Source organism: Aquamicrobium terrae, assembly GCF_052978165.1.
The window spans coordinates 922247-943917 of record NZ_JBRKLZ010000002.1; the positions used below are offsets into that span (position 1 = coordinate 922247).

At 59.7% G+C, this 21671-nt stretch carries 20 protein-coding genes; 4 read left to right on the forward strand and 16 right to left on the reverse strand.

From position 1 onward, the window contains the following. The first annotated feature begins 87 nt into the window (after nucleotides 1-87). From ACVCNR_RS21535 to ACVCNR_RS21545, 3 genes are read left to right on the forward strand one after another with little or no spacing between them, the layout of a single operon-like run. Nucleotides 88-1632: an ABC transporter ATP-binding protein gene (locus ACVCNR_RS21535; protein WP_447076432.1), complete on the forward strand. Its 1545-nt coding sequence runs from the start codon at nucleotides 88-90 to the stop codon at nucleotides 1630-1632. Further along, nucleotides 1616-2683, forward strand: coding sequence for an ABC transporter permease (locus ACVCNR_RS21540; protein WP_447076433.1), 1068 nt, complete (start codon nucleotides 1616-1618; stop codon nucleotides 2681-2683). Before ACVCNR_RS21535 ends, ACVCNR_RS21540 begins: the two co-directional genes overlap by 17 nt. Continuing rightward, nucleotides 2683-3603, forward strand: a complete 921-nt coding sequence (locus tag ACVCNR_RS21545; protein ID WP_447076434.1) for an ABC transporter permease — start codon at nucleotides 2683-2685, stop codon at nucleotides 3601-3603. The genes ACVCNR_RS21540 and ACVCNR_RS21545 overlap by 1 nt, the downstream gene beginning before the upstream one ends. A gap of 266 nt (nucleotides 3604-3869) precedes the next feature. Here the strand turns inward: ACVCNR_RS21545 and ACVCNR_RS21550 are convergent, their stop codons facing one another. From ACVCNR_RS21550 to ACVCNR_RS21615, 14 genes are all read right to left on the reverse strand, one after another. Next, nucleotides 3870-4802, reverse strand: coding sequence for an ABC transporter permease (locus ACVCNR_RS21550; RefSeq protein ID WP_447076435.1), 933 nt, complete (start codon nucleotides 4800-4802; stop codon nucleotides 3870-3872). Further along, nucleotides 4795-5874, reverse strand: a complete 1080-nt coding sequence (locus ACVCNR_RS21555; protein ID WP_447076436.1) for an ABC transporter permease — start codon at nucleotides 5872-5874, stop codon at nucleotides 4795-4797. Before ACVCNR_RS21555 ends, ACVCNR_RS21550 begins: the two co-directional genes overlap by 8 nt. Further along, complete coding sequence (locus ACVCNR_RS21560; protein WP_447076437.1) at nucleotides 5871-7421, reverse strand: ABC transporter ATP-binding protein; 1551 nt, start codon at nucleotides 7419-7421, stop codon at nucleotides 5871-5873. The genes ACVCNR_RS21555 and ACVCNR_RS21560 overlap by 4 nt, the downstream gene beginning before the upstream one ends. 5 nt (nucleotides 7422-7426) lie before the next feature. Next, nucleotides 7427-8446 (reverse strand): BMP family lipoprotein, encoded by a 1020-nt coding sequence (locus tag ACVCNR_RS21565; protein ID WP_447076438.1) that lies wholly within the window; start codon nucleotides 8444-8446, stop codon nucleotides 7427-7429. Between the two features lie 358 nt (nucleotides 8447-8804). Next, a complete protein-coding gene (locus tag ACVCNR_RS21570) occupies nucleotides 8805-9662 on the reverse strand; it encodes a helix-turn-helix transcriptional regulator (protein ID WP_447076439.1) in 858 nt (285 codons plus the stop codon). Nucleotides 9663-9734: 72 nt separating this feature from the next. Then, entirely contained in the window at nucleotides 9735-10772 is a 1038-nt protein-coding gene (locus ACVCNR_RS21575; protein WP_447076440.1) for a porin, read from the reverse strand. A gap of 299 nt (nucleotides 10773-11071) precedes the next feature. Continuing rightward, entirely contained in the window at nucleotides 11072-12346 is a 1275-nt protein-coding gene (gene glyA / locus ACVCNR_RS21580; RefSeq protein ID WP_447076441.1) for a serine hydroxymethyltransferase, read from the reverse strand. Between the two features lie 21 nt (nucleotides 12347-12367). Next, nucleotides 12368-13327, reverse strand: coding sequence for a 2-hydroxyacid dehydrogenase (locus ACVCNR_RS21585; protein WP_447076442.1), 960 nt, complete (start codon nucleotides 13325-13327; stop codon nucleotides 12368-12370). A gap of 10 nt (nucleotides 13328-13337) precedes the next feature. Next, a complete protein-coding gene (locus ACVCNR_RS21590) occupies nucleotides 13338-14543 on the reverse strand; it encodes an aminotransferase class V-fold PLP-dependent enzyme (RefSeq protein WP_447076443.1) in 1206 nt (401 codons plus the stop codon). A 96-nt stretch (nucleotides 14544-14639) separates the two neighbouring features. Continuing rightward, the gene (gene purU / locus ACVCNR_RS21595) at nucleotides 14640-15503 is read right to left on the reverse strand and encodes a formyltetrahydrofolate deformylase (RefSeq protein ID WP_447076444.1); all 864 of its coding nucleotides are present in this window, start codon (nucleotides 15501-15503) and stop codon (nucleotides 14640-14642) included. Next, nucleotides 15500-16387, reverse strand: coding sequence for a methylenetetrahydrofolate reductase (locus ACVCNR_RS21600; protein WP_447076445.1), 888 nt, complete (start codon nucleotides 16385-16387; stop codon nucleotides 15500-15502). The genes purU and ACVCNR_RS21600 overlap by 4 nt, the downstream gene beginning before the upstream one ends. Before the next feature lie 114 nt (nucleotides 16388-16501). Beyond that, nucleotides 16502-17758, reverse strand: coding sequence for an aminomethyl transferase family protein (locus ACVCNR_RS21605; RefSeq protein ID WP_447076446.1), 1257 nt, complete (start codon nucleotides 17756-17758; stop codon nucleotides 16502-16504). Between the two features lie 389 nt (nucleotides 17759-18147). After that, nucleotides 18148-18369: a hypothetical protein gene (locus tag ACVCNR_RS21610; RefSeq protein ID WP_447076447.1), complete on the reverse strand. Its 222-nt coding sequence runs from the start codon at nucleotides 18367-18369 to the stop codon at nucleotides 18148-18150. A 65-nt stretch (nucleotides 18370-18434) separates the two neighbouring features. After that, the gene (locus tag ACVCNR_RS21615; RefSeq protein WP_447076448.1) at nucleotides 18435-19097 is read right to left on the reverse strand and encodes an alpha/beta hydrolase; all 663 of its coding nucleotides are present in this window, start codon (nucleotides 19095-19097) and stop codon (nucleotides 18435-18437) included. Nucleotides 19098-19281: 184 nt separating this feature from the next. Between ACVCNR_RS21615 and ACVCNR_RS21620 the strand changes: the two genes are divergently transcribed. Beyond that, on the forward strand, nucleotides 19282-20439 hold the full coding sequence (locus ACVCNR_RS21620) for an OpgC family protein (RefSeq protein WP_447076449.1): 1158 nt from the start codon (nucleotides 19282-19284) through the stop codon (nucleotides 20437-20439). A 105-nt stretch (nucleotides 20440-20544) separates the two neighbouring features. Here ACVCNR_RS21620 and ACVCNR_RS21625 read toward each other — a convergent pair whose 3' ends face one another. Continuing rightward, entirely contained in the window at nucleotides 20545-20811 is a 267-nt protein-coding gene (locus ACVCNR_RS21625) for a hypothetical protein (protein ID WP_447076450.1), read from the reverse strand. A 22-nt stretch (nucleotides 20812-20833) separates the two neighbouring features. Beyond that, the gene (locus ACVCNR_RS21630; protein WP_447076451.1) at nucleotides 20834-21661 is read right to left on the reverse strand and encodes a DUF899 domain-containing protein; all 828 of its coding nucleotides are present in this window, start codon (nucleotides 21659-21661) and stop codon (nucleotides 20834-20836) included. Nucleotides 21662-21671: the final 10 nt, after the last annotated feature.

The window sequence follows — 21671 nt, forward strand, 5'->3', positions numbered from 1 at the left end:
CCCCGGCAGCGGGCACCGTGGCGGCTGGCCGCCACGGTGCACAGCTCTGCCCCGTCCAACCCGCATTCAGCTAAGGCAGGACCGGCCATGACTCCCCGTCTCGAATTGCGCAACATTACAAAAAGCTACCCAGGCATCGTCGCCAATGACGACATCTCCATGTCGATCATGCCCGGCGAGATCCATGCCGTACTCGGCGAAAATGGCGCCGGCAAATCCACGCTCATGAAGATCATCTACGGTGCGGCCCAGGCCGATTCCGGCGAAATCTGGTGCGACGGCAAACTGATCGATTTCCACAATCCGGCCAGTTCCCGAGCGCTCGGCATCGAGATGGTCTATCAGCACTTTGCGCTGTTCGAATCCGTCACCGTCGTGGAGAACATCGCCCTGTCGGTATCGAGCCTGTTCGATCTTGAAACCCTCGCCCGACAGATCACCAAATTGTCGACCCAGTACGGAATGCCGATCGATCCCCATCGCCGGGTTCACGACCTGTCAGTCGGCGAGCGTCAGCGTGTCGAGATCGTGCGCTGCCTTCTGCAAGCGCCGAAACTGCTCATCCTCGATGAGCCAACCTCGGTGCTGACGCCGCAGGCCGTTTCGAAGCTGTTCGAGACGTTGCGCCAGCTCGCGGCGGAGGGCTGCTCCATCGTTTATATCAGCCACAAGCTCGACGAGGTACAGGAGCTGTGCGACAGCGCCACGGTGCTGCGCAACGGCAAGGTGACCGGGACGGCACGGCCGAAGGAAACCACCTCGCTCGAACTCGCCCGCATGATGGTCGGCTCCAAGCTGCCTCAGATGCGCGTCGACCCACCTGCCCCGAGCGAGGCACCGATGCTTGAGGTTCGCGACCTCACCGCCCCCAGCCGCGACCAATATGGCATCGGGCTCAAGGACATCTCTTTCGATGTACGGGGCGGGGAGATCGTCGGCCTCGCCGGCGTCTCCGGCAACGGCCAGGCGGAACTGATCTCGCTGCTCAGCGGCGAGCGCACGCACGACAATGCCGCGGCCATCCGAATAGCGGGCAAGTCTGCCGGCCATCTCAATGCAAGCGAACGTCGCAAGCTCGGCATGGCCTTCGTGCCGGAGGAGCGGCTCGGACGCGGTGCCGTGCCGCCGCATGCATTATGGGAAAATGGGGTGCTGACGGCCAACCGCCACCGCCGGCTGGTCCGCTACGGGATGGTCGACCGCGAGAAAGCGACCGCTTTCGCTCGCGACATCATCGAGCGCTTCAACGTCAAGGCCAACGGTCCCGGCTCGAGCGCGCAAAGTCTGTCTGGCGGGAACCTGCAGAAATTCATCGTCGGTCGCGAGATCGCGCTGGAGCCGAAACTATTCCTTGTCTCCCAACCGACTTGGGGTGTCGACATAGGCGCGGCCACCTTCATCCGGCAGACCATCGTCGATCTCAGCCGCGCGGGCGCGGCGGTCCTCATCATCTCCGAAGAGCTCGACGAGCTCTTCGAGATCTGCGACCGGCTGCTTGTCATTTGCCAGGGCCAGGTGTCACCGCCGCTGATCAGGACGAACACCAATCGCGAGGAAGTTGGCCTGTTGATGACCCGGGTCGATCGCGGCAACGGAACGAACGGGAGAGGCGAACGTGCACTTCAGAATTGAACAGAGGCCGGAACCCTCCACCTTGATGCGCATCGCCGCTCCGGTAGTCGCGACGCTGCTGACGCTGGCTGTCGGCTCGCTGATGTTTGCCGGCCTCGGCTATGACCCCGGAACCGCGCTGCAGGCGTTTTTCATCACGCCGATCAGCTCATTGAACGGCCTCTCCGAGCTTCTCCTCAAGGCATCGCCGCTGATCCTGATCGCCTGTGGCCTTGCTGTCGGCTTCCGGGCCAATGTCTGGAACATAGGCGCGGAGGGCCAACTGATCATCGGTGCCATCGCCGCATGCGGCGTCGGGCTGTTCTATCCCAATCCGGAAAGCCCGATCCTGCTGCCGCTGATGTTCGTTGCCGGAGCCTGCGCCGGCATGGCCTGGGCCGCGATCCCCGCATTTCTGCGCGCGCGGATGAACACGAATGAAATCCTCGTCACGCTGATGCTGACCTACATCGCCACGCTTCTCCTGTCGTGGTTGGTGCATGGCCCGTGGCGCGATCCGGCCGGCTTCAACTACCCGCAGACCGCACTTCTGCCGGCAGCCGCCATGTTCGAGCCGCTCGACTACGCCTACCGCGTGAATTCATCAGTGTTCATCACCATTTTTGCGGTGGTGCTGATGTGGCTGTTCACCGACCGCAGCTTCCTCGGCTACAAGATGAAGGTCAGCGGCGCGGCCCCGCTCGCCGCCCGCTATGCGGGCTTCCGCGAAAGCTCGGCCATATGGACCGGCCTGCTTGCCGGTGGTGCGGCCGCCGGCATCGCCGGGATGGCGGAAGTCGCCGGACCACTCGGCCAATTGTCCCCGCAAATCTCCCCCGGCTATGGCTTCGCCGCCATCATCGTTGCCTTCATCGGGCGCCTCAACGCCTTCGGCATCGTGCTGGGCGGGCTGTTGATGTCGCTTCTGTTCCTCGGCGGCGAAGCCGTTCAGATGAACCTTGGCCTGTCATCGGCGCTGACGCGCATCTTCCAGGGCATCCTTCTGTTCTTCCTGCTCGCCGCCGACTTCTTCATCTTCTACCGGCTTCGCCGCATTCCGGAGCACACCTGATGGATCTCTTCATCGCCATCTTCACCGGCACGATCATCGCCGCCACCCCGCTGATCTTCGCCGCCCTCGGCGAACTCGTCGTCGAGAAATCCGGCGTTCTCAATCTCGGCATCGAGGGCATGATGCTGATGGGTGCTGCCTTCGCCTTCTGGGCCGTCATCGCCGGCCTGCCGATGCCCGTCGCCATTCTCGCCGGCGCGCTGGCCGGTGCCGCCGCATCGCTGCTCTTTGGCGTGCTGGCACTGACCTTCCTCACCAATCAGTATGCGGCGGGGCTGGCGCTTGCCATCTTCGGCTCGGGGGTTTCCGCATTCCTGGGGCGCGGCTTCGGTTCTGCGCCGATCGATGCCCTCAAGCGCATCCACATCCCCGTCCTGTCGGACATTCCGGTAATCGGGCCGATGTTCTTCCGCTTCGACCCGATGGTCTATTTCGCCCTGCTGATGTTCCTGGCCATCACATGGTTCCTGTACAAAACCAAGGGAGGGCTGGTCCTGCGCACCATCGGCGAGTCGCCGGAGACCTCCCATGCCATCGGTTATCCGGTGATCCGCATCCGCTATCTGGCGGTGCTGTTCGGAGGACTCATGGCCGGGCTCGCCGGCGCCTATCTGTCGGTCGCCTATACGCCGCTCTGGGTCGAGAACATGACGGCTGGCAAAGGCTGGATATCCCTGGCGCTGGTTGTCTTCGCCACCTGGCGGCCGCTGCGCGTGCTGATGGGCGCATGGCTGTTCGGCGGCATGACCATCCTCCAGCTACAGGGCCAGGCCTTGGGCATCGCAATCCCCTCGGAACTGCTTTCCGCCCTGCCCTATCTCGCCACCATCATCGTTCTCGTCATCATCTCACAAAACCGCCAGATGCTGGCACTTCACTTCCCCGCATCTTTGGCAAAACCATTCCGTCCGGCAACCTGACCAACGCCTTGTTTATCTGGCAGGCAAAGAATGAATATGATGACCAAAGTGGGTGGGTTGAGAAAGATCGGGCCAAACCGGTACGCGGTTATGCAGTCCTAACGGGATAGCCCGTCAGTTCAGCTCAGAATAAAGGCGGGATCGTCTTTGCGTTCCGGCAAGACACCCTGCCGGTCATCGCCACGCTTACCAAACAGTGCCAATGTCGACCAAAGCCGAACCGGCCGCGTTATACCGCGGCCGGCGTCGGAAGAAGGCTGCCGACGTCACTCGCGGCTGTAAGGCACGCCGAGGGCTTCCGGCTGATGGGTACGCGATTTAAACCCGGCCAGCAGCACAAGCGAGGCCACATAAGGCAGCATCAGGAAGAAATGATGAGGGATCGACACACCGATGACCTGAGCGTGGATTGCTATAGCTTCCAGCAGCGCGAAGATGAAGATTGCGCCGACCACGCGAAACGGCATCCAGTTGCCCGCGATAATGGCGACAACGACCAGCCACCCCCGCCCTGCGATCAGGTCGGGCACGAAACGGTCGGAATAGCCGAGCATCAGAAAGGCGCCACCGAAGCCCGACATCAGGCTGCCGAACATGATTGCCAGGCACTGGCGCCGGCCGACGCTCAGCCCCTTTACGTCGAGCGCCTTGGGATTCTCGCCGGCGCAGCGGATTTCCAGACCGTATCTGGTGCGATAAAGGAAGAACCACACCGCGACCGGCATCAGGAAAGCGACGTAAGTGAGAAGCCGTTGCGAGAAGACAATAGGGCCGAAGAATGGGATTTCGGAAAGCAACGGAATGTTTACCTGCTCGAAACCAATGAACTTAGGCGGTTCACGACCAATAATATAAGTCTGGAACCAGAACAGGGTAAGCCCGGAAGCCAGAAGGTTCAGCGCCAAACCTGCAACGAATTGTTCCGCCTTCAGCACGATGGTGATGAAAGACATGATGAGGCTGATCAGGGCGCAGGCAAGCACTGCCGCGAGTAGCGCGATCCACGGCGACCCGGTGGTCGAGGCGACGAAATAGGCGACCACGGCTCCGAGCAGCATCGTACCTTCGACAGAGATATTCCAGATACCGGACCGCTGGGTGACCAGTTCCCCCATGGCGGAGAACAGCAACGGGGTGGCAATCCGGATCATACCGGCCAGAATGCTGATAATCAGCGGACCTTGCAGCAGATCAAGCATGGACCTTCTCCCCGACGCGTACCACATGCAGCTTCGTCGCAACCGCGGCGCAGAGAAAATACAGCAGCGCCAGTCCCTCCATCGCCGAGACGATGCCCGCAGGCGTTCCGCTCTTCAATCGCATGTATATGGCGCCGCTCTTCAGCGCCCCGAAGAAAAATGCCGCGAGCATTACGCCGCTAGGGCGCAGGCCACCAACCATGGCAACCACGATTCCGGAGCTGCCGATGCCAAGCAACGTCTCGACGCGCAGGCGATGCGACGTTCCGAACAACTCGCCGGCCCCGGCAAGACCGGCAAGTGCTCCCGACATCATCATCACGACCAGCAGCAGGCGCCGGATATTGGTGCCCCGGAAACGGAGCGCGGTCGAATTAGAGCCGAAGGCGCGGATCTCATAACCGAGCGACGTCCGACCCAGAACGACGGCACAAAAGGCCGTAGCAGCGAGCGCTAGGATGAAGCCAATATGCACTTTGCCGACTCCCTGCCCAAGCAGGACGGGCCACTCGAGCCCGGAAGCGATCGGCGACGACTGGCGGTAGGAAACGCTCTGGCCGACCTCCCTCCAGGGACCATCGAGGAGATAGATGACAATGTAGATGACGATGTAATTCAACATCACGGTGGAGATCACTTCGCTGGTGCCAAAGCGAACCTTGAGTTGGCCGACAATCAGGCCGAGCGCACCGCCCCCGGCCAGGCCTGCAACGACGATCAGCAGCCACGACAAACCATAGGGCAGCGAAGTCACCCACAGGCTCATCCAATATGCCGCTATCGCACCAGCAAAGACCTGGCCTTCCTGGCCGATGTTCCAGATCTTCGCCCGAAAGGCGATGATCGTCCCAAGCCCGATAAGCAGCAGCGGCGTGGCCTTTGCCAGAGAACCGTAAAGCGCATTCTGGCTGCCGAAAGCGCCAATGAACAGCGCCGAGAACGCCTTCACCGGCTCACCGCCAGACAGAGCCAGCAACAAGGCCGACGTGACGAAGGCACAGATCATGGCCGCCGAATAGCAGGCAATGTTCCAGCTCAGACTGCTGTCCGAGCGTCTTTGGACTGAAATCATTGGAGTGTCCGTTCAAGCTGTCTGGCGTCTCCCGCCATCATCATTCCAAGGTCGAGCAAAGACGTTTCCTCCGGACGCACGATGCCCATGATGCGGCCCTTGCAGATCACCGCAATCCGGTCGCAAAGGCGCAGCAGGTCGTCGAGCTCCTCGGAGGCCAGCAGAACAGCAAAGCCCTCGGCCCGCTTTTCAAGGATCTTCTCGTAGACGAACTCCGAAGCGGCGACATCAAGCCCGCGTGTCGGCTGATTGGCGAGAAGCAATCCGCGAGCATGAAGAAACTCGCGCGCCAGAATGACGCGTTGTGCATTGCCGCCGGACAACCGTTCGACCGGAAGCTCCGCCGAGGCCGTCACAACCTTGAACTCTTCGATTTTCCTGCGCGCCAAAAGGCCCATTTTGCGCCAGTCAAGGAACTGTCCCCACCGATATTCGGGAGCACGCTGCCAACCAAGGACGAGGTTCTCGGCTGTTCCGAACTGGGGGATCAACCCTTCCAGGAAGCGATCGTCGGGCACGAAGCCGACACCCCGATCCAGCATTTCGCGCGCGGTTGGGGCAACGACCGGCTGGCCATCGAGCGAAATCCTCCCCGCACATGCGGAGCGAACGCCCATCAGAACCTCGAACAGTTCCTTTTGACCATTACCGGCAACACCGGCCAGCCCGAGAATCTCATGCTTGGCGATGTCGAAGCTGATGTCATCCAGCACGTCCTCTCCCCAATCGCCCTTGGCGCAGATTTTCTGCACGGACAGGAAGTTGCCGGCGGCAAGAACCGACGTATCCCGAACGCGCCTGGTGATCTTGTGCCCCACCATCAGCGCAGTGATCGCCTCGGCCGTGCTGTCAGCCGTATCGACGGTGGCCACCACCTTGCCCTTGCGCAGAATTGTGACGCGGTCGGATTGCATCACTTCGCGCAGCTTGTGGCTGATGATGATGATCGACAAACCGCGACCCCGCATGCCGGTGATAATCCTGAACAGCTGGTCCGACTGTTGTGGGGTCAGGACAGCGGTGGGCTCATCGAGAATCAGAAGTTCAGCCCCGAAATAGAGCGCCTTGAGGATTTCGACCCATTGCTGCTCGCCTACTGAAAGCTGCCAGACCTTGCGATCAAGGTCGATGTCGATGTCGCACTCCTTGCAAAGCTCAAGCACTTTGTGGCGCGCGTCCGCCTTGTTGAGGAAGATGCCGACATCGGTACTGCCGACAATGATGTTCTCGAGAACAGTAAAGTTGGAGACCAGTACGAAATGCTGGTGCACCATGCCGATCCCCAGTCGAAGCGCGTCGGCGGGCGAGTTCAGCTCAACCGGCTTGCCCTTGAACACGATCTCGCCGCTGTCGACCCGGTAGTAGCCATAGAGACAAGCCGACAAGGTTGACTTGCCCGCTCCATTCTCGCCGAACAGGCAGTGTATTTCTCCCCTGCGGACATCGAGACAGACACCGTCATTGGCCGTGACGGGGCCGAAGCTCTTGGTGAGGTTCCGAACCTTGAGCAGTTCTTCCACCTCGGTAGAGCGCACGCCTTGCACCATGCAGTTCACTTTACCTCCGCCGTGTTCACCGGGATGACCAGCTCGCCGGAAATAATCTTCTGCCGGGCAACAGCAATCTCCTGCTTCACGTCATCGGGCAACTTGGCATCGAACGCATGGTAGGGCGCGATGTCGGTGCCGCCCTCTGCCATGGAGAACCACCTTGGTTCCGTATTTCCGCCAAACTGGCCGCCGGCCTTTTGCTTTTGCCATTCACCGACAAGCCATCTGAGATCCGGCTCCCAGCTAATGACCGCACTGGACGCAAGAGCCATCGGAGCGCTTTTGCTCTGATCGCTGATATTGGCAAAGCACATGATCTTGTGTTCTTCGCAAGGTTTGAAATTGTCGGTCAGCATGAACACGACGTCGGCGCCCGATGCGATCTGGACATTGGCGTGTTCCGCCGCCAATGCATTGTCCGACCAGGAGCCGATAAACGAGACACGGTGCCTGACATCGGGGCGAACCGAGCGCGCACCATCGAGATAGGCGTTGATCTGATCATTGACGTCATCGGCCGCAAACGTACCGACCAATCCGATCACCCCGGACTTGGTGGTGCGACCCGCCAGTATCCCGAGCAGGTAGGAAGGCTCATGCAGCCGCTTGTACAGCCAGTATTGGTTTGCCCCAACGGGAGCATTACCGGAACCTGTCACCACGAACATGATGTCCGGGAACTCGGCATTCAGCTTCCTGATCTGGTCGGAGTAGCTGCCATGTCCCCAGATAATATCGTATTCGCCGCTTTCGGCGTAGAACCGGATCGCATTTTCGGCGTCCTCATTCCATAGCGGATCAGTATACTCCCACGAGAGGTCGATCGACGGCGCAATCTCGCCCTTGATCTTCTCAAGGGACTCCAGAAGCGTGCTGGACCAACCCACATCGACCCGGTTCATCATGATGATAGCAATCCTGAGCTTCACCGATTCGACCGCGAATGCGGGGGTAAAGTTCGAAAGCAGCATCGTTGCCGCCGAGCCCAGAAGTGCCGTGCGACGTGTGACATTCGGTGCCATAAAAGTTCCTCCCAACTAGTTCGAAAGCCGTTCTATCCGCCGACACGCGTTCGGCCTGCAGGCCGCGTAGCGCGAGCCGGAATCCTTGAACCAACGACGTTCCCCTTGGTCTTGTTTGGCGTTGGTTTGTGTTCCACAATCCAGCCTCAAGCTTTCACGCCAGCCTGGATGCAACAATAGCTGCTATTCAGTCAGGCATATCCTTGATTAACCCAGGCGACCCTCCCGAATTGCGCATGTACCCTCACACGAATTGCAGGTTGAAACCTGCAATTTCCAAGGGAAAACGCCATGCCAAACCACTCCGAACGAAGCTGGCGCAGCAGGCGCTGTGACGTTCTGTCTGGCTGCAAAATATCTAGGCGAGCCGGGCCTGTTCTCTAAGTTCGGTTGGCGAACAATCGAACGCCAGCTTCACATGGCGTGAGAAATGATAGGGATTCTTATACCCGACCTTGTAGGCGATTTCACTGATCGACAGTCCTGTTCGCCTTAGCAAATGGGCGCCGTAGTCGACGCGACAGCGCCAGAGATAGCGAGCCGGCGTCATTCCCATATGCTTTTTGAAGGCCGACACAAGATATTGCGGGCTTACCCGCAGTTGCTCGGCCACCTGTTCTATTGTTATGTCTCCGGCAAAATTCTCGTCAAGATAGCGCCGTGCGCGCAGGATCGTTTGCGGAACCGGCTTCTCCGCCGCAATGACTCCGGCTTCATAGATGTAGGCGTTGAGCAATGCGTTCGTCAGTGCTTCGCGCAGTCCACTGCGGCTGTCGCGATCGCCGATGCCAAGATCGACGCCAAGCTGCATCAGCGTCTGGATTTGCGGCGTCGCATCGATGACAGGAGCGATATTGTTCACTTCCTGATAAAGCCAGCCGGCGTTCTGGGGACGACCATCGCACCAGGTGACATGCGACAACATCCCTTCACCCGCCATGTAGTTGTATCGATTATGCGTCAATGAGAAGGTACATTGACCGGCTTTAACGCGCACAGTCCTTGCGTCGGCTTCGATCGTCGCACTGCCTATGTGCACGACAATGAAGGCAAGATAGTCTCCCATGATCGGCCCATACTGGCCGCCGTTCTCATAGGTCAACTCTCCAAAGGTGTTTTCGCGGCTGAGATCAATCGGGGGCAAACGCATATCGATCTTTCGCAGTATCCCGCAGCGCGGCCATGTCCGCCCTGCCTCCGATGCAAGCGCGTTCAATCATCGGAGCATTGCTCCTCAGACGCAAGCTGTCGCATCTGAGGAGTTTCGTCAGCTCGAAGTCGCCGGGCGTTAGAACGACATCTCAACGCGCACGAACCCGCCGATCATATCGGCATCGTCGGCGGCGAAATTGTCGTAGAAGCCGATCTCCGGCGTCACCGTCAGGTTCGGAACGACCTGATACGCAACATTGGCAATCGCCGCGAAATTCTCATCTTCATCATATGAGAGCTGGAAATTGACCGAGGCCTTGTCGGAGGTCGTGATGCTGGCACCGCCCCACACAGCCCATTTTCCACCCCAGATGCCGTAGAACTCCGAATAAGGCCGGCTGCCCTCCGACTTCAGGCCGACCATGCCGAAAGCGGAGATCCTGTCATTGATGGTCGCATCCAGGCGCAGCTTGCCGGACCATTCCTCGACCACCGCGTCGTAAGCCGCGACCACTGCGATACCGCCCCAAGGCTGTGTATAGGACAGGCCTGCCACGACATGCGGCATGTAGCTGTCGATGGTAAATGGATCGTACCCCGTTTCAAGGGATACGGCCGCCGTAAACCCGTTCTCGCTGCTGTAAGTGTAGGCGATTTGTTGTGTGGCAAAAGGACCATAACCGATGACATCGTCCTTGGAGACGTATCCGGCATAATTGACGAAGGTAATGAACAGCGAGTCATGAACGCCGATGCGCAAACCGCCCAGTTCGATGATCGCGCTCTCGATCTCCATCGTTTCGCCGGTGCCAAACGAGTCGATATCGTTCTGGAAGTTGAGGTGCATGTAGCCGCGAAGCGTGCCGAGCTCGGTTTCGGACCGGGCATCCACTTTCAACGCCGCGCGGGCGCGCTTGTAATAGGTGTCACCCCGGCCATCACCGTCCAGGTCGGCCCCGAACAGGTCGCCTGCACCGATCTCGTAGCGAAGGTAACCGCCGATCTTGAGACAGGTTTCCGTTCCCGGCAAATAGTAGAAGCCGGCACCATAAGCGTCACAGATACGAACGTAACCGACCGGTTCCGGGTCTGCGATGGGGACGGTCTCTGCCGCCTGAGCACCATGGGCCGTGCCGATCGCCAGCACGCAGCCAAGCATGACTTTTCGATTCATTGTCCGCTTCTCTCCTAATAGAAATTGTTCCCCATTCATGCAGCCGGCTCTTGTTCTCGTTCCCGGCTACCCGTCGCCGTCACAGGCCGGCAGCCGGCATCGTCCCCCCGCCATTGGCGATTGGCGCTGGATGCCGATAAGCGGCCGGCGTGATTCTGTTGTGCGCGGCGATCAGGGTGTGACGTTACGGCAGGCGCCGCATTGTCCGAATAGCCGGGATTCGCAAATCCATATCTGCAGGTAATGCAAAAGGCCGGTGTGGCGACAAATGCGCCACACCGGCTGCAAGGCCGCTCAGGTCAGGTTGAGGGTCCTGCGTAGATCGGGAATTCTGCACAGAGCCGTTCGACAGCCTTGCGCACAATGTGCTCCTGCTCGGCGGCACGGTCGGTGCCAGCAGCTTCGACAACATCGGCAATCAGCATGCCGACCTGTGCAAATTCTGTTTCCCGGAAACCGCGCGTCGTGGCCGCGGGCGTACCCAGCCGGATACCAGAGGTGACAGAAGGTGGCGCCGGATCGAACGGAATACCGTTCTTGTTGCAGGTCAGCCCGGCCCGGCCGAGTGCTGCCTCGGCATTCCGGCCGGAGATACCCTTTCCACGCAAGTCAACCAGCATCAAATGCGTATCCGTGCCACCCGATACGATATCGAAACCGCGCTCGGACAGCGTAGCGGCCAGTATGCGTGCGTTCGCCACCATCTGCCGCGCGTAATGCTTGAAATCTTCTTCAAGTGCTTCACCCAGGGCGACAGCCTTGGCGGCGATGACATGCATCAGCGGACCACCTTGCAAACCGGGGAAGACCGCCGAGTTTATCTTCTTGGCGATGCTCGCATCGTTGGTAAGGATCATGCCGCCGCGCGGGCCACGCAATGTCTTGTGGGTGGTCGTGGTCACCACATCGGCAATCTCGACGGGGTTCGGGTGCACGCTACCCGCAACCAGCCCGGCGAAATGCGCCATGTCGACCACCATCAGGGCACCCACACTATCGGCAATGGCTCGAATGCGCCTGAAATCGATTATGCGCGGATAGGCCGAGCCACCGGCAATGATCAGCTTCGGGCGCGTTTCGATGGCCCTGGTTTCCAGATCGTCATAGTCGATGAGGCTGTCGTCCGGCCGCACGCCGTATTGCACGGCGTTGAACCATTTTCCCGACATCGTCGGCCTTGCGCCATGCGTGAGATGACCTCCCGCAGCAAGTGAAAGTCCCATGAAGGTGTCGCCCGGCTTGAGCAAAGCCAGCATGACAGCACCATTGGCCTGTGCGCCGGAATGCGGCTGGACATTGACATGCGCCGCATCGAACAACCGGCTCGCCCGCTCAATTGCTGCAGCTTCAGCCAGATCCACATATTGGCAGCCACCGTAATAGCGATGGCCAGGATAGCCCTCCGCATATTTGTTGGTCAGCACGGATCCCTGAGCTTCAAGCACAGCAGGTGAAACGATGTTTTCGGAAGCGATCAGTTCGATCTCTGACGACTGACGCCCAACCTCCTGTGCGATTGCGCCGGCAATCGCAGGGTCGTGACGCCTCAAGTTACGCTGGAAAAAGCCGGACATACGTTCCTGTCTCCTGGCATTCTAGTTAACGGCGTCGGGAGGCGTGCGCCCTTCGAAGAAGGCTGTGAGGTTGGAGATCACCCGCATGCCCATGGCGATGCGGGTCTCGCTTGTCGCGCTGCCAAGATGGGGCAGCAGCACCACGTCCTCGCGACCGGTCAATGCGGGCGGGATGACGGGCTCGGCTTCGAAGACGTCCAACCCGGCACCGGCAATGATCCCCCGCTCAAGGGCATCGATGAGCGCGTTTTCTTCCACGATGTCGCCGCGTGCGGTGTTGATCAGAAAGGCCGATTGTTTCATGCAGCCCAGACGGCGCTCATTGATGAGATGGACATTCTCGCCCCCGCCCGGACAGTGCAGCGACACGAAATCGGCTGCGGCCAGTACGTCCTCCACCATCGGCAACTGCCGCGCCGGAACGCCGGGAACGGAAACCGGCTGGCTGTCGTAGAAGGCAACCTCCATGCCGAAACCGTGGTGGCAGCGCCGCGCCATCGCCTGACCGATACGACCCATGCCGATGATGCCGATGGTCTTGCCGGTGACCTGAGTGCCGCACAAATGGGTGGGACGCCAGCCAGTCCATTTGCCGGAGCGCAACTCACGTTCGCCTTCACTGGCGCGACGAGCGCACATCAGCAGCAGCGTCATCGCCAGATCGGCTGTGGCATCGGTAAGCACCGCCGGCGTATTTGTAACAACGATACCCGCGGCCTTCGCCGCAACCACATCTATGTGGTTGTAGCCGACACCGTAGTTGCCAAGGATCTTCGCCCGGACGCCGTTCGCGAAAAGCTCCGCACCAAGCCTGTCGGAAACGGTTGGCAGCACGGCGTCCGCCTCCTGCAACGCCGCAATCAGTTCGCCCTTGCCATAGGGGCGATCAGTCTCATTTAGCGTGACATCGAATGTCGTGGCCAGCCGCTCTTCGATTTCCTGCGGCCAGCGGCGTGTAACAACCACCTTGGGTCTGGTCATCTGCTTTTCCTCAAGCCGCACATTCGCGCAGCGACTGCAGATCGCGCGCGATCTCGGCTCGGTACCATTCCTGGGCCGCAGCGACCCCGCAACCGGGTTCAATCCTGGCCCCGGCATCGCGGAGCGACATTTCGGCGGAAGCCAAAGCCGCCAGACACATCACTTCATTCAAATCACCCAGATGCGCGATGCGGAATACCCGCCCCGCCACCTTGCTCAAGCCCGCGCCGAATGAAGTGCGGTATTTCGAGTAACCGTTGGCAATGACCTGCCGGGCATCGATGCTTTCCGGCACGACGATCGCCGAAACCGTGTTCGACCACCACTTTTCCTCCTTGGCGCAAAGCCTCAGCCCCCAGGCATGCACCCCCTGACGTATGCCCTGCGCCAGCCGGTGGTGGCGAGCGATGATGTTGTCCAGCCCTTCTGCCAGCATCAGATCCAGCGCGGCTCTGAGCCCATGCAGCATCTGGGTTGGAGGCGTATATGGGAAAAAGCCGGTCGTGAACGATGCTCTCATGTCTTCGAAGCTGAAATAGCAGCGTTCCATGCGTGATTGCTTGTGGGCCTCGAGCGCCTTCTCGCTGACTGCGAGGATACCGAGGCCGGCAGGGAGCATCAGTCCCTTCTGCGAGCCCGTGACGGCAATATCGACGCCCCATTCGTCCATGCGGAAGTCGATGGAACCGATGGAACTGACTCCGTCAACGAAAAGGAGTGCATCATGGCCAGTGGTATCCAGGGCCCTGCGCACGCCGGCGACGTCGGACGTGACACCGGTAGCGGTCTCGTTCTGGGTGACGAACACAGCCTTGATCTCACCCCGCTTATCATCGCCCAGGCGTCGCTGGTATTCCTCGACGGGCACGCCCTCGCCCCATTCGACATCGACGCAATCGACCACGAGGCCGAGGCGCTCAGCCATGTCGACCCACAAATGCGAAAACTGACCGAAACGCGACATCAGCACCCGGTCGCCACGATTGAGGGTGTTGGAGATCGATGCCTCCCAGGCGCCCGTGCCGGATCCGGGATAGATGAAAACCACTCCCGACTCCGTTCTGAATACCTTCTTGAGGTCGGCGAAAAGGGGCAGTGTGAGCTCCGGATAGTCCGGCGCGCGCATATCCTGCATCGGGACGTTCATCGCACGCCGCACCGCATCGGGGATATTTGTCGGGCCTGGCACGAACAGGTGCGTGGTTCCGTTCTTCATGACTTGGGTCCTCCTGTTGGTGGGCGCGCGCCACGCTCCGTGGCCGCGTCAGCCCCTTTTTTTGGCCGGCATGCATTTCGGTTCGGGATTGCGCGCTCAGGCGAACACGACGGTCCTGCGTCCATTGAGCATGACACGGCCTTCGAGATGTCGTTTGACGGCACGAGCCAGAACACGGCTCTCGATATCGCGGCCGGCTGCAACAAAATCCTCTGCGCTCATGCCGTGCCAGACCCGCTCTGTTTCCTGCTCTATGATCGGGCCTTCATCCAGGTCGGCGGTAACATAATGGGCCGTTGCCCCGATCAGCTTCACGCCATGTTCGAAAGCCTGGTGGTAGGGTCGGGCGCCCTTGAAACTCGGCAGGAATGAATGATGTATATTGATCACCTTGCCGAACAGGCGGCTGGCGAGATCGTCCGAAAACACCTGCATGTAACGCGCCAGCACGACCAGGTCGGCACCGGTTGCCTCGACCACGGAAAGGACGCTCTCCTCTTGCTGCCGCTTGGTGTACTTGTCGACCGGCAGCAGATGATAAGGCACCCCCACCCACTCGGCCGTTTCCCGGCTGTCGTCATGATTGGAGATGATTGCCACCACCTCGGCATCGAGCCAACCGACACGTATCTGATAAAGCAGGTGCAGCATGGCATGGTCAAACTTCGAGACCATGATGGCCATCTTCGGTCGGCGCTTGCGGTCCAGCAGCGTCGTTTCCATGTTGAAGCGCTGCACCACTGGTCGCAGGCCATCTTCGATGGCTGCCGCAGAACCCAGCGTGGCGGCGAAAGCGATACGCATGAAGAAGCGGTTCGAGGCCGGGTCCCGGTATTGGCTGCTTTCTGCGATATTGGTTCCCAGATCGGCCAACCGCGCCGTGATCGCTGCAACGATCCCCGGCCGGTCCTCGCATGAAAGCTGAAGCACGAAGGTCGGATGAGCAACGGGCTTGTTCATGGCCTGCCGGTCCGGGTCCGATTGGACCTGCGATATTCGCTGTGCCAGGCAAGCGTCTTTTCCCAACCACCGAAGGGGAAAAAGTGGAGGTGCAGCGGTCTTTTTGGATCGGGATAGCTCGATGCAATGGCTTCGATCACATCGGCTGGATTGCGGTCGGAAATGATGTTGAAGACACTGCTCGCTGAACGAGTCAGCGCTGCGACGGATGTGCCGACACCGCACATGACAGCAAATTTGACGAGCTTGGTCAGGCTCGTAACTCCGGCAAGGCCCACATGGACAGGGAGTTCCGGGTATTGTTCATGCAGCCTGCGCGCCCAGTCACCGATGGCCCCGCCGTCGAAGGCGAATTGTGAGACCACCCTGGCATTGATCGAGCGGGTGTCGCAAAGCTCCAGCTTCCGGCGAAGGGCATCGGCCAGATCAGCACTGGCGATGCTTGGGTGTCCTTCGGGGTAACCCGCGACAAAGGCGGTTTGTATCGTAGAGTCGTCAAGCACGGGGTGAGCGAGCAGTTGGGCCGATTCGCTCATCGGTCCAGGGAACAGGGGCGGGTTCCCTCCCAGGAACAAGGCTTCGGTAATGCCGTTGCGGCTATGTGCACGGACAAGGTCGACAAAATCCTGCTCGGTCTTGAAATTGCGCGCCGCAAGGTGAGGTACGGCGACGTAGCCCATGCCTTTGATGCGTTGCGCCGCCTCCACCTGAATTGCCTCGGGCTTGCCTGTGAGATGAGTGAGGAACACACGCGAGCCCAGCGGAAAATGCTCGATATCAGGCTCGAAGCTGCGTGCCTGCTCCGGTGCGAGTTCGATCGACGCACCTGGGGCTATGGCCAGAGTCAATCGCTTTTCGGCAATGAGTTCACCAATTTGGGTCATGATCTGCTCTTGGTTCATCAGGGCAAGTCAGGGTGGTCGTCGCCATGACGACACCATGCCTGCCTGGGGGTCGATCTGCTCGGCACAGTCGGAGACGATGCTATCGGCGGGTCGTCAGCCCTCTGCGCGCTTCAGCGAGAGAAATGGCAACTCAACCACACGCGCATTGACGTCGACAATCTCACCGTCCCTGTTCCAGCGCAGGGTCAGTTGCGTGCCTATTTCGGCTGCGGTGCCGCACAGATGACCGAAGCCCACGAGTTTGCCCAGGGTCGGCGCCCAGGCGACACTTGAGGCATGCCCGACTTCATCCCCGTTATGAAGAACGGGCACCGGATACCAGAGCACACGGCGAAGGTTGTCCGGAGCGCTGCCTTTCAGGCCCTCTCCATCTCCGGCCCGCACCCAGTCGATATCGAGGCCGACAATCTTGCGGTGATCGCCGGTTGCCGAAATGCGCTGCAATGCTGCCTTGCCAACGAAATCGGTTTTGCGCAGGTCGATCAAGCGATCGAGACCAAGATCGTATGGCGATGCACGAAACTTGCTTGCAGCCCGGACCCCCGCCCCACCATGGTCCGGTCCCGCGCTGGTGTAATCATACCCTACGATCAGCAACCCCGCTTCGAGACGTGCCAGATCGAGAGCCCAGGCGCCTGCGGGCAAGATGCCGAAAGGCGCGCCCGCCGCCTCCACTGCTTCCCAGACCACTGTCCCGTCTGCTGCCTTGACCCAGAGTTCGTAGCCATGCTCGCCAGTAAAGCCCTGGCGCAAAACCTCAACCTGGCGGCCGGCAATCGTTACCTCACCGAGGCGCGAGAACGGCAGTTCGTCAAATGCGTTCCCGGTGGCCGCACGTAGCACGTCTCGCGACCGTGGCCCCTGCAAAGTGAGGATACCGTAATCATCCGTTATGTCGGTGACGGTAACGTCGAGACCTTCGGCATGGCTCTTCCACCAGATGAAACCCGGGTCGGCTGACACACGGAATGTGGTTTCGTCCATGCGCAAGACAAGGCCATCGCCGACGACATCGCCCTTCTCGTCGCACCACGGCGCGTAATAGATCTGACCGACCTTCAACCTGGTGATGTCGCGAGGGATAAGGCTGTCCATCAACCTTTCAGCGTCGCTTCCGGCAATGACATATTTCGAAAGCGGCGACATATCGCCCATGGCTACCCTGTTGCGGATCGCCATCAACTCTTCGGCCACGTCGGAATAGGTATCGACGACCATATTCCTGTCCCAGCGCATCCACAGGGCATTCTGGTTCAAAAGCGCCGTTCGCTCGACAAACGGCGTGCCGCGAAATGCAACACGGGTATCGGCGGCAGTCGTCAAGCCGGTTGTGAATTTCACGTCGTCCATCAAAATTTGCCTCCATGCACTGCGGCAGAACCCACCGGCGATCAGAAGCCGGTAGGTGCGAACAGGTGCTTGCGAATGCCCTTTTCGTTTCCCGGCATTCAAGCAGCCGTCTCAACCGCATTTTGTGTGCTGGAGATTTCCACGAGAAATCAGAACGCGGAATGCCCCGAGTTGCGGGAAGAATGCCTCAGGTTCAAGTCCGAACGCTGCTTCTTCGTGAGAAAGGCGTCCCGCCCCAAACCTGCCCGCGTCTACAATTGATGGAACAGTCCCAAAGCCTGTGCCAGCTCAGATCGGACTTGCGCCTCGCCAAAGCCGATCAAACCGGCGGGGATGGTCTTATCCGTGTAGCATTCCTCTTCCCCGCCGCGCCAATCTTATGGTGAGTTTCAGGCAGTTGGCTCCTCTTCCGCAGGAGAGGCAGGTTTTTCTTTGTCCGCCAGTTTCCGCTCGAGATCGCTCACAGCCTGCCGCAGGGCGCGGCATGCTTCCATATCCATCTGCAGGGCAAAGAAGTGCCCGGCCCGATCCTCGATGATCAGGTCGAACCCGATGACATTGTCGTCGGTCTGGCCAACTCGGATGATATCAGGAACAATAATGGTGCGCATGGCAAAGTGCATACACCGTCACTATGACAGCTATATCTCAAGATCGGCTCGGCCCAACAGCGCTGCTAAGCGGCGGGTGATACCAGTAATCTACCGAGCCACGCACGGACAATCTCGGCGTCATAATTGCTGAATTCGTGGCCAGACTGCACAGTGTGTGTTTCCACCGAACCTCCATGGCGAACGAGCAGTGAACTCAGGGCCGGCGCATAGGGCCCGTAGGTAACATCCCGCTTGCCAGCGACGACGAGCACCGAGATTTCCGCAAGATCGACGGCTGGAACATCATCGAGCACAGGCATGGCACGCAGCAGAGCGGCACTGCGAATTAACCCAGGATGGATCAGCATGATGCTGGAAACGAGGTTGGCGCCATTGGAATAGCCTAAAAAGACGGCGGTCCGTAGGTCAAACCCTTCCTGTCGCGCCACCTCTGGCAGGAAACGGGCGAAGGCTCGAGCCTCCCGGACAATGCTTTTCTGGTCGAAAGTGGTCGGTGTGGTGCGCGTGAACCATCGTCGGCTCCCATCCTGCATTACACGCCCGCGAACAGCCAGTACCCTCGCTTTCGGTGAGATCGCGCGCGCCAAAGGCACAAGCACCGTCTCATCGACGCCGGATCCGTGCAACAGCACCAGCACACGCTTCGTCGCTCGCTCCGGCCCGTACATACGATAACAGAAAGGGAGATGGCAACGTAGTTCCGGATTTGCTTCATCGGCAGTCATACTACTGTCATCCACCTGATTTAACTTCACTCTTTGATTTTTGCCGGCTTCAAACCGCTATATTCCAGCGGCGGTTTGAAGGTGATTGGCGTAGGTCCGTTTAAACCCTCCTTGTGTCCGATATATGCGGAGGAACAACCACTTCCGGGAGCGCCCCAGCAAGGTTTCAGGGACTTCGCACTGCATGACCAATCCCATCACAAACCAACGTGATACACGCATCGATGTGTTACGAGCGCTGGCTCTGCTTACCATCTTCATAGATCACGTCCCTGGCAACATGCTGGACAGGCTCACCTACAAAAATTTCGGATTCTCCGATGCCGCGGAAGTCTTCGTGCTCATCTCCGGCATTTCGGTGGCGCTGGCCTACGAGGCACAGTTCGTGAGGGGCAACCGGCTGAAGCAGATATTGAAACTGTGGCGGCGCGCCAGCATTCTCTATGTTGCACATATCGTCATTAGCCTGGGGACGATTGCAATATTCTGCCTTGGCGCGGTGCTGACGAAGCGGCCCGACATTCTCACCCAGATCAATCTTCATGCGATTTTCACCCGAACACCAGAAACATTAATTGGTATCGTCACGCTCGGTCACCAGCTGGGCTACAACAACATCCTGCCGGTATATGCCGCAGTCATGCTAGCGGCGCCGCTGGCGCTTTGGGCCGCGTCGCGCTGGCCGGTGGGGACACTGACGGCTTCCGGTGCTGTATGGTTGGCAGCCGGCATCTGGCAGATAGCCCCGCGCAACTATCCCGAACCCGGTTTCTGGTTCATGAATCCACTGTCGTGGCAGTTCCTGTTTGCCATTGGAATTGTCTGCACCATGCACGTTCGAAGGGGCGGCACGATACCTGTCAGGGGCTGGACGGTAGCGCTGGCCGGCGTGTATGTCGTCCTTGCGTTGGTGTGGGTGCGCACTCCGCTTTGGGGCGTCGTCAGTTGGTTCGGTCTGCCGCCGGTGCTGGGCGGCTTCGACAAGACGTTCCTGTCCTTGTCGCGGCTCCTGCACGTGTTGGCTGTTGCTTATCTTGTGGTTTCACTATGCTCAGTCTCTTCGGCGCTCCGCTGGAGCCTCGATCATCCGCTGGTGGTACTCGGGCGCCGTTCGCTGCCAGTGTTCCTTGCAGGCACCCTGCTGGCAATGTCGGCGCAGGTTCTACGCTTCATCCATGGCGGCGGACTGCTTTACGACGCCTCACTACTGACTGCCGGAACCATGGCCCAATTCCTGCTCGCTTACTATCTCGACTGGCAGGCGCGACTCGGCAAGGCACTACAGGCAGATAGCGGTGCGCAGCCGCAGGGCTCGTTCATCCACGCCACGGTCAGGAACTGATCGAGCCAACAGGCCATGATCCAGCGCGGCGACCCCACGTGGCGCTGGTGATGTCGCCAGCCGGAGCGTAGTCGAATAGGCGCTTGTCATGCCGCGTCCAGGGTATTATGGGCGGGAAGCCAGCCTCACCCATGGGGCCGCATGGAAAACGCCCATCAGCAGATACATGAAACCCATGCTGTCCGGCAGCGATGAGCCAGCCATCCCCATGCACATCATCGAAGACGTCCCGCCACCATACACAGCTGTCAGCAATGCCATCAGAGTGAAAGTCGGCGTGGCGGCAAGGTGGAGGCAATCTGAAAGGCCGAGCCGCCGATCTTCTGAACGGTTCGTGCCACCAGAAAATCGCCTCTGACTGAACCCGGTCATCTGGTTTCTCCTCGCCGAGGCATCAGTCGCAGCACCCGCGCCCGACCGTGTCCAACAGTCCCTCAATCGAGCCGGAGGTTGCCGCTTTTGCTGTCGCTGCCGGCCCATAGCGGTCGTGATGGCGCACCCATTCCATCTTGTATTCCACGTCTCTCTCGCCACGGCCCATGGGCACGAGATCGAGCATCCGGTAGGTGCCCATCATCACTTCCACGCCGCGTCCATAGCACGAGTAGGTGTGGAAGACTTCATTCCTGCCATTTTTGAAGAAAACGCTGATGCCCGGCCATTCCTCATATGCGTAAGGCCAGCCACCATAATTGTAGTCGATCTGGCCACTAGCGACCTCTTGTGGTGTGAAGCTGACTTTGAAATCATAGTTGAAGTCAGTGGCGTGCGACGACACCCATTTGTACTTCCAGCCCATGCGCTGGCGAAAGCGCTCGATCTCGGCGAGCGGCGCAAGGGAGACGGCCACGAATGTGACGTCGCGATACGCCAGATGGACGACCATGCCATCATTGTGGTCAGCCATGTAGGAACAACTCGGACACCCCTGGCCCCAGCCGGGAGCGAACATGAAATGCTGGACGAGCAGTTGTCGGCGGCCATCGAACAGATCGGCAAGTGAACGCTTGCCATCGAGTGTGTCAAAAACATAGTCCTTGTCGATGCGTACCCATGGCAGCGCCCGGCGCTCAATGGCGATCCGGTCACTCAGATGTGTCAGTTCTTTTTCGCGTGCCAGCAATGCGCGGCGTTCAGCAATCCATTCGTCCCTCGAGACGATGCGATGGCCCTCGGTGCTTTGCCGGGAAGTCAGGGGGACGTTGGCTGTTTTAGCTCTCATCGCTCAAGCT

Coding starts and splice junctions, on each gene's coding strand:
- ACVCNR_RS21535 (WP_447076432.1), top strand. CDS start 88: ATGACTCCCCGTCTCGAATTGCGCAACATTACAAAAAGCTACCCAGGC.
- ACVCNR_RS21545 (WP_447076434.1), top strand. CDS start 2,683: ATGGATCTCTTCATCGCCATCTTCACCGGCACGATCATCGCCGCCACC.
- ACVCNR_RS21550 (WP_447076435.1), bottom strand. CDS start 4,802: ATGCTTGATCTGCTGCAAGGTCCGCTGATTATCAGCATTCTGGCCGGT.
- ACVCNR_RS21555 (WP_447076436.1), bottom strand. CDS start 5,874: ATGATTTCAGTCCAAAGACGCTCGGACAGCAGTCTGAGCTGGAACATT.
- ACVCNR_RS21560 (WP_447076437.1), bottom strand. CDS start 7,421: ATGGTGCAAGGCGTGCGCTCTACCGAGGTGGAAGAACTGCTCAAGGTT.
- ACVCNR_RS21565 (WP_447076438.1), bottom strand. CDS start 8,446: ATGGCACCGAATGTCACACGTCGCACGGCACTTCTGGGCTCGGCGGCA.
- ACVCNR_RS21575 (WP_447076440.1), bottom strand. CDS start 10,772: ATGAATCGAAAAGTCATGCTTGGCTGCGTGCTGGCGATCGGCACGGCC.
- glyA (WP_447076441.1), bottom strand. CDS start 12,346: ATGTCCGGCTTTTTCCAGCGTAACTTGAGGCGTCACGACCCTGCGATT.
- ACVCNR_RS21585 (WP_447076442.1), bottom strand. CDS start 13,327: ATGACCAGACCCAAGGTGGTTGTTACACGCCGCTGGCCGCAGGAAATC.
- ACVCNR_RS21590 (WP_447076443.1), bottom strand. CDS start 14,543: ATGAAGAACGGAACCACGCACCTGTTCGTGCCAGGCCCGACAAATATC.
- purU (WP_447076444.1), bottom strand. CDS start 15,503: ATGAACAAGCCCGTTGCTCATCCGACCTTCGTGCTTCAGCTTTCATGC.
- ACVCNR_RS21600 (WP_447076445.1), bottom strand. CDS start 16,387: ATGACCCAAATTGGTGAACTCATTGCCGAAAAGCGATTGACTCTGGCC.
- ACVCNR_RS21605 (WP_447076446.1), bottom strand. CDS start 17,758: ATGGACGACGTGAAATTCACAACCGGCTTGACGACTGCCGCCGATACC.
- ACVCNR_RS21610 (WP_447076447.1), bottom strand. CDS start 18,369: ATGCGCACCATTATTGTTCCTGATATCATCCGAGTTGGCCAGACCGAC.
- ACVCNR_RS21615 (WP_447076448.1), bottom strand. CDS start 19,097: ATGACTGCCGATGAAGCAAATCCGGAACTACGTTGCCATCTCCCTTTC.
- ACVCNR_RS21620 (WP_447076449.1), top strand. CDS start 19,282: ATGACCAATCCCATCACAAACCAACGTGATACACGCATCGATGTGTTA.
- ACVCNR_RS21625 (WP_447076450.1), bottom strand. CDS start 20,811: ATGACCGGGTTCAGTCAGAGGCGATTTTCTGGTGGCACGAACCGTTCA.
- ACVCNR_RS21630 (WP_447076451.1), bottom strand. CDS start 21,661: ATGAGAGCTAAAACAGCCAACGTCCCCCTGACTTCCCGGCAAAGCACC.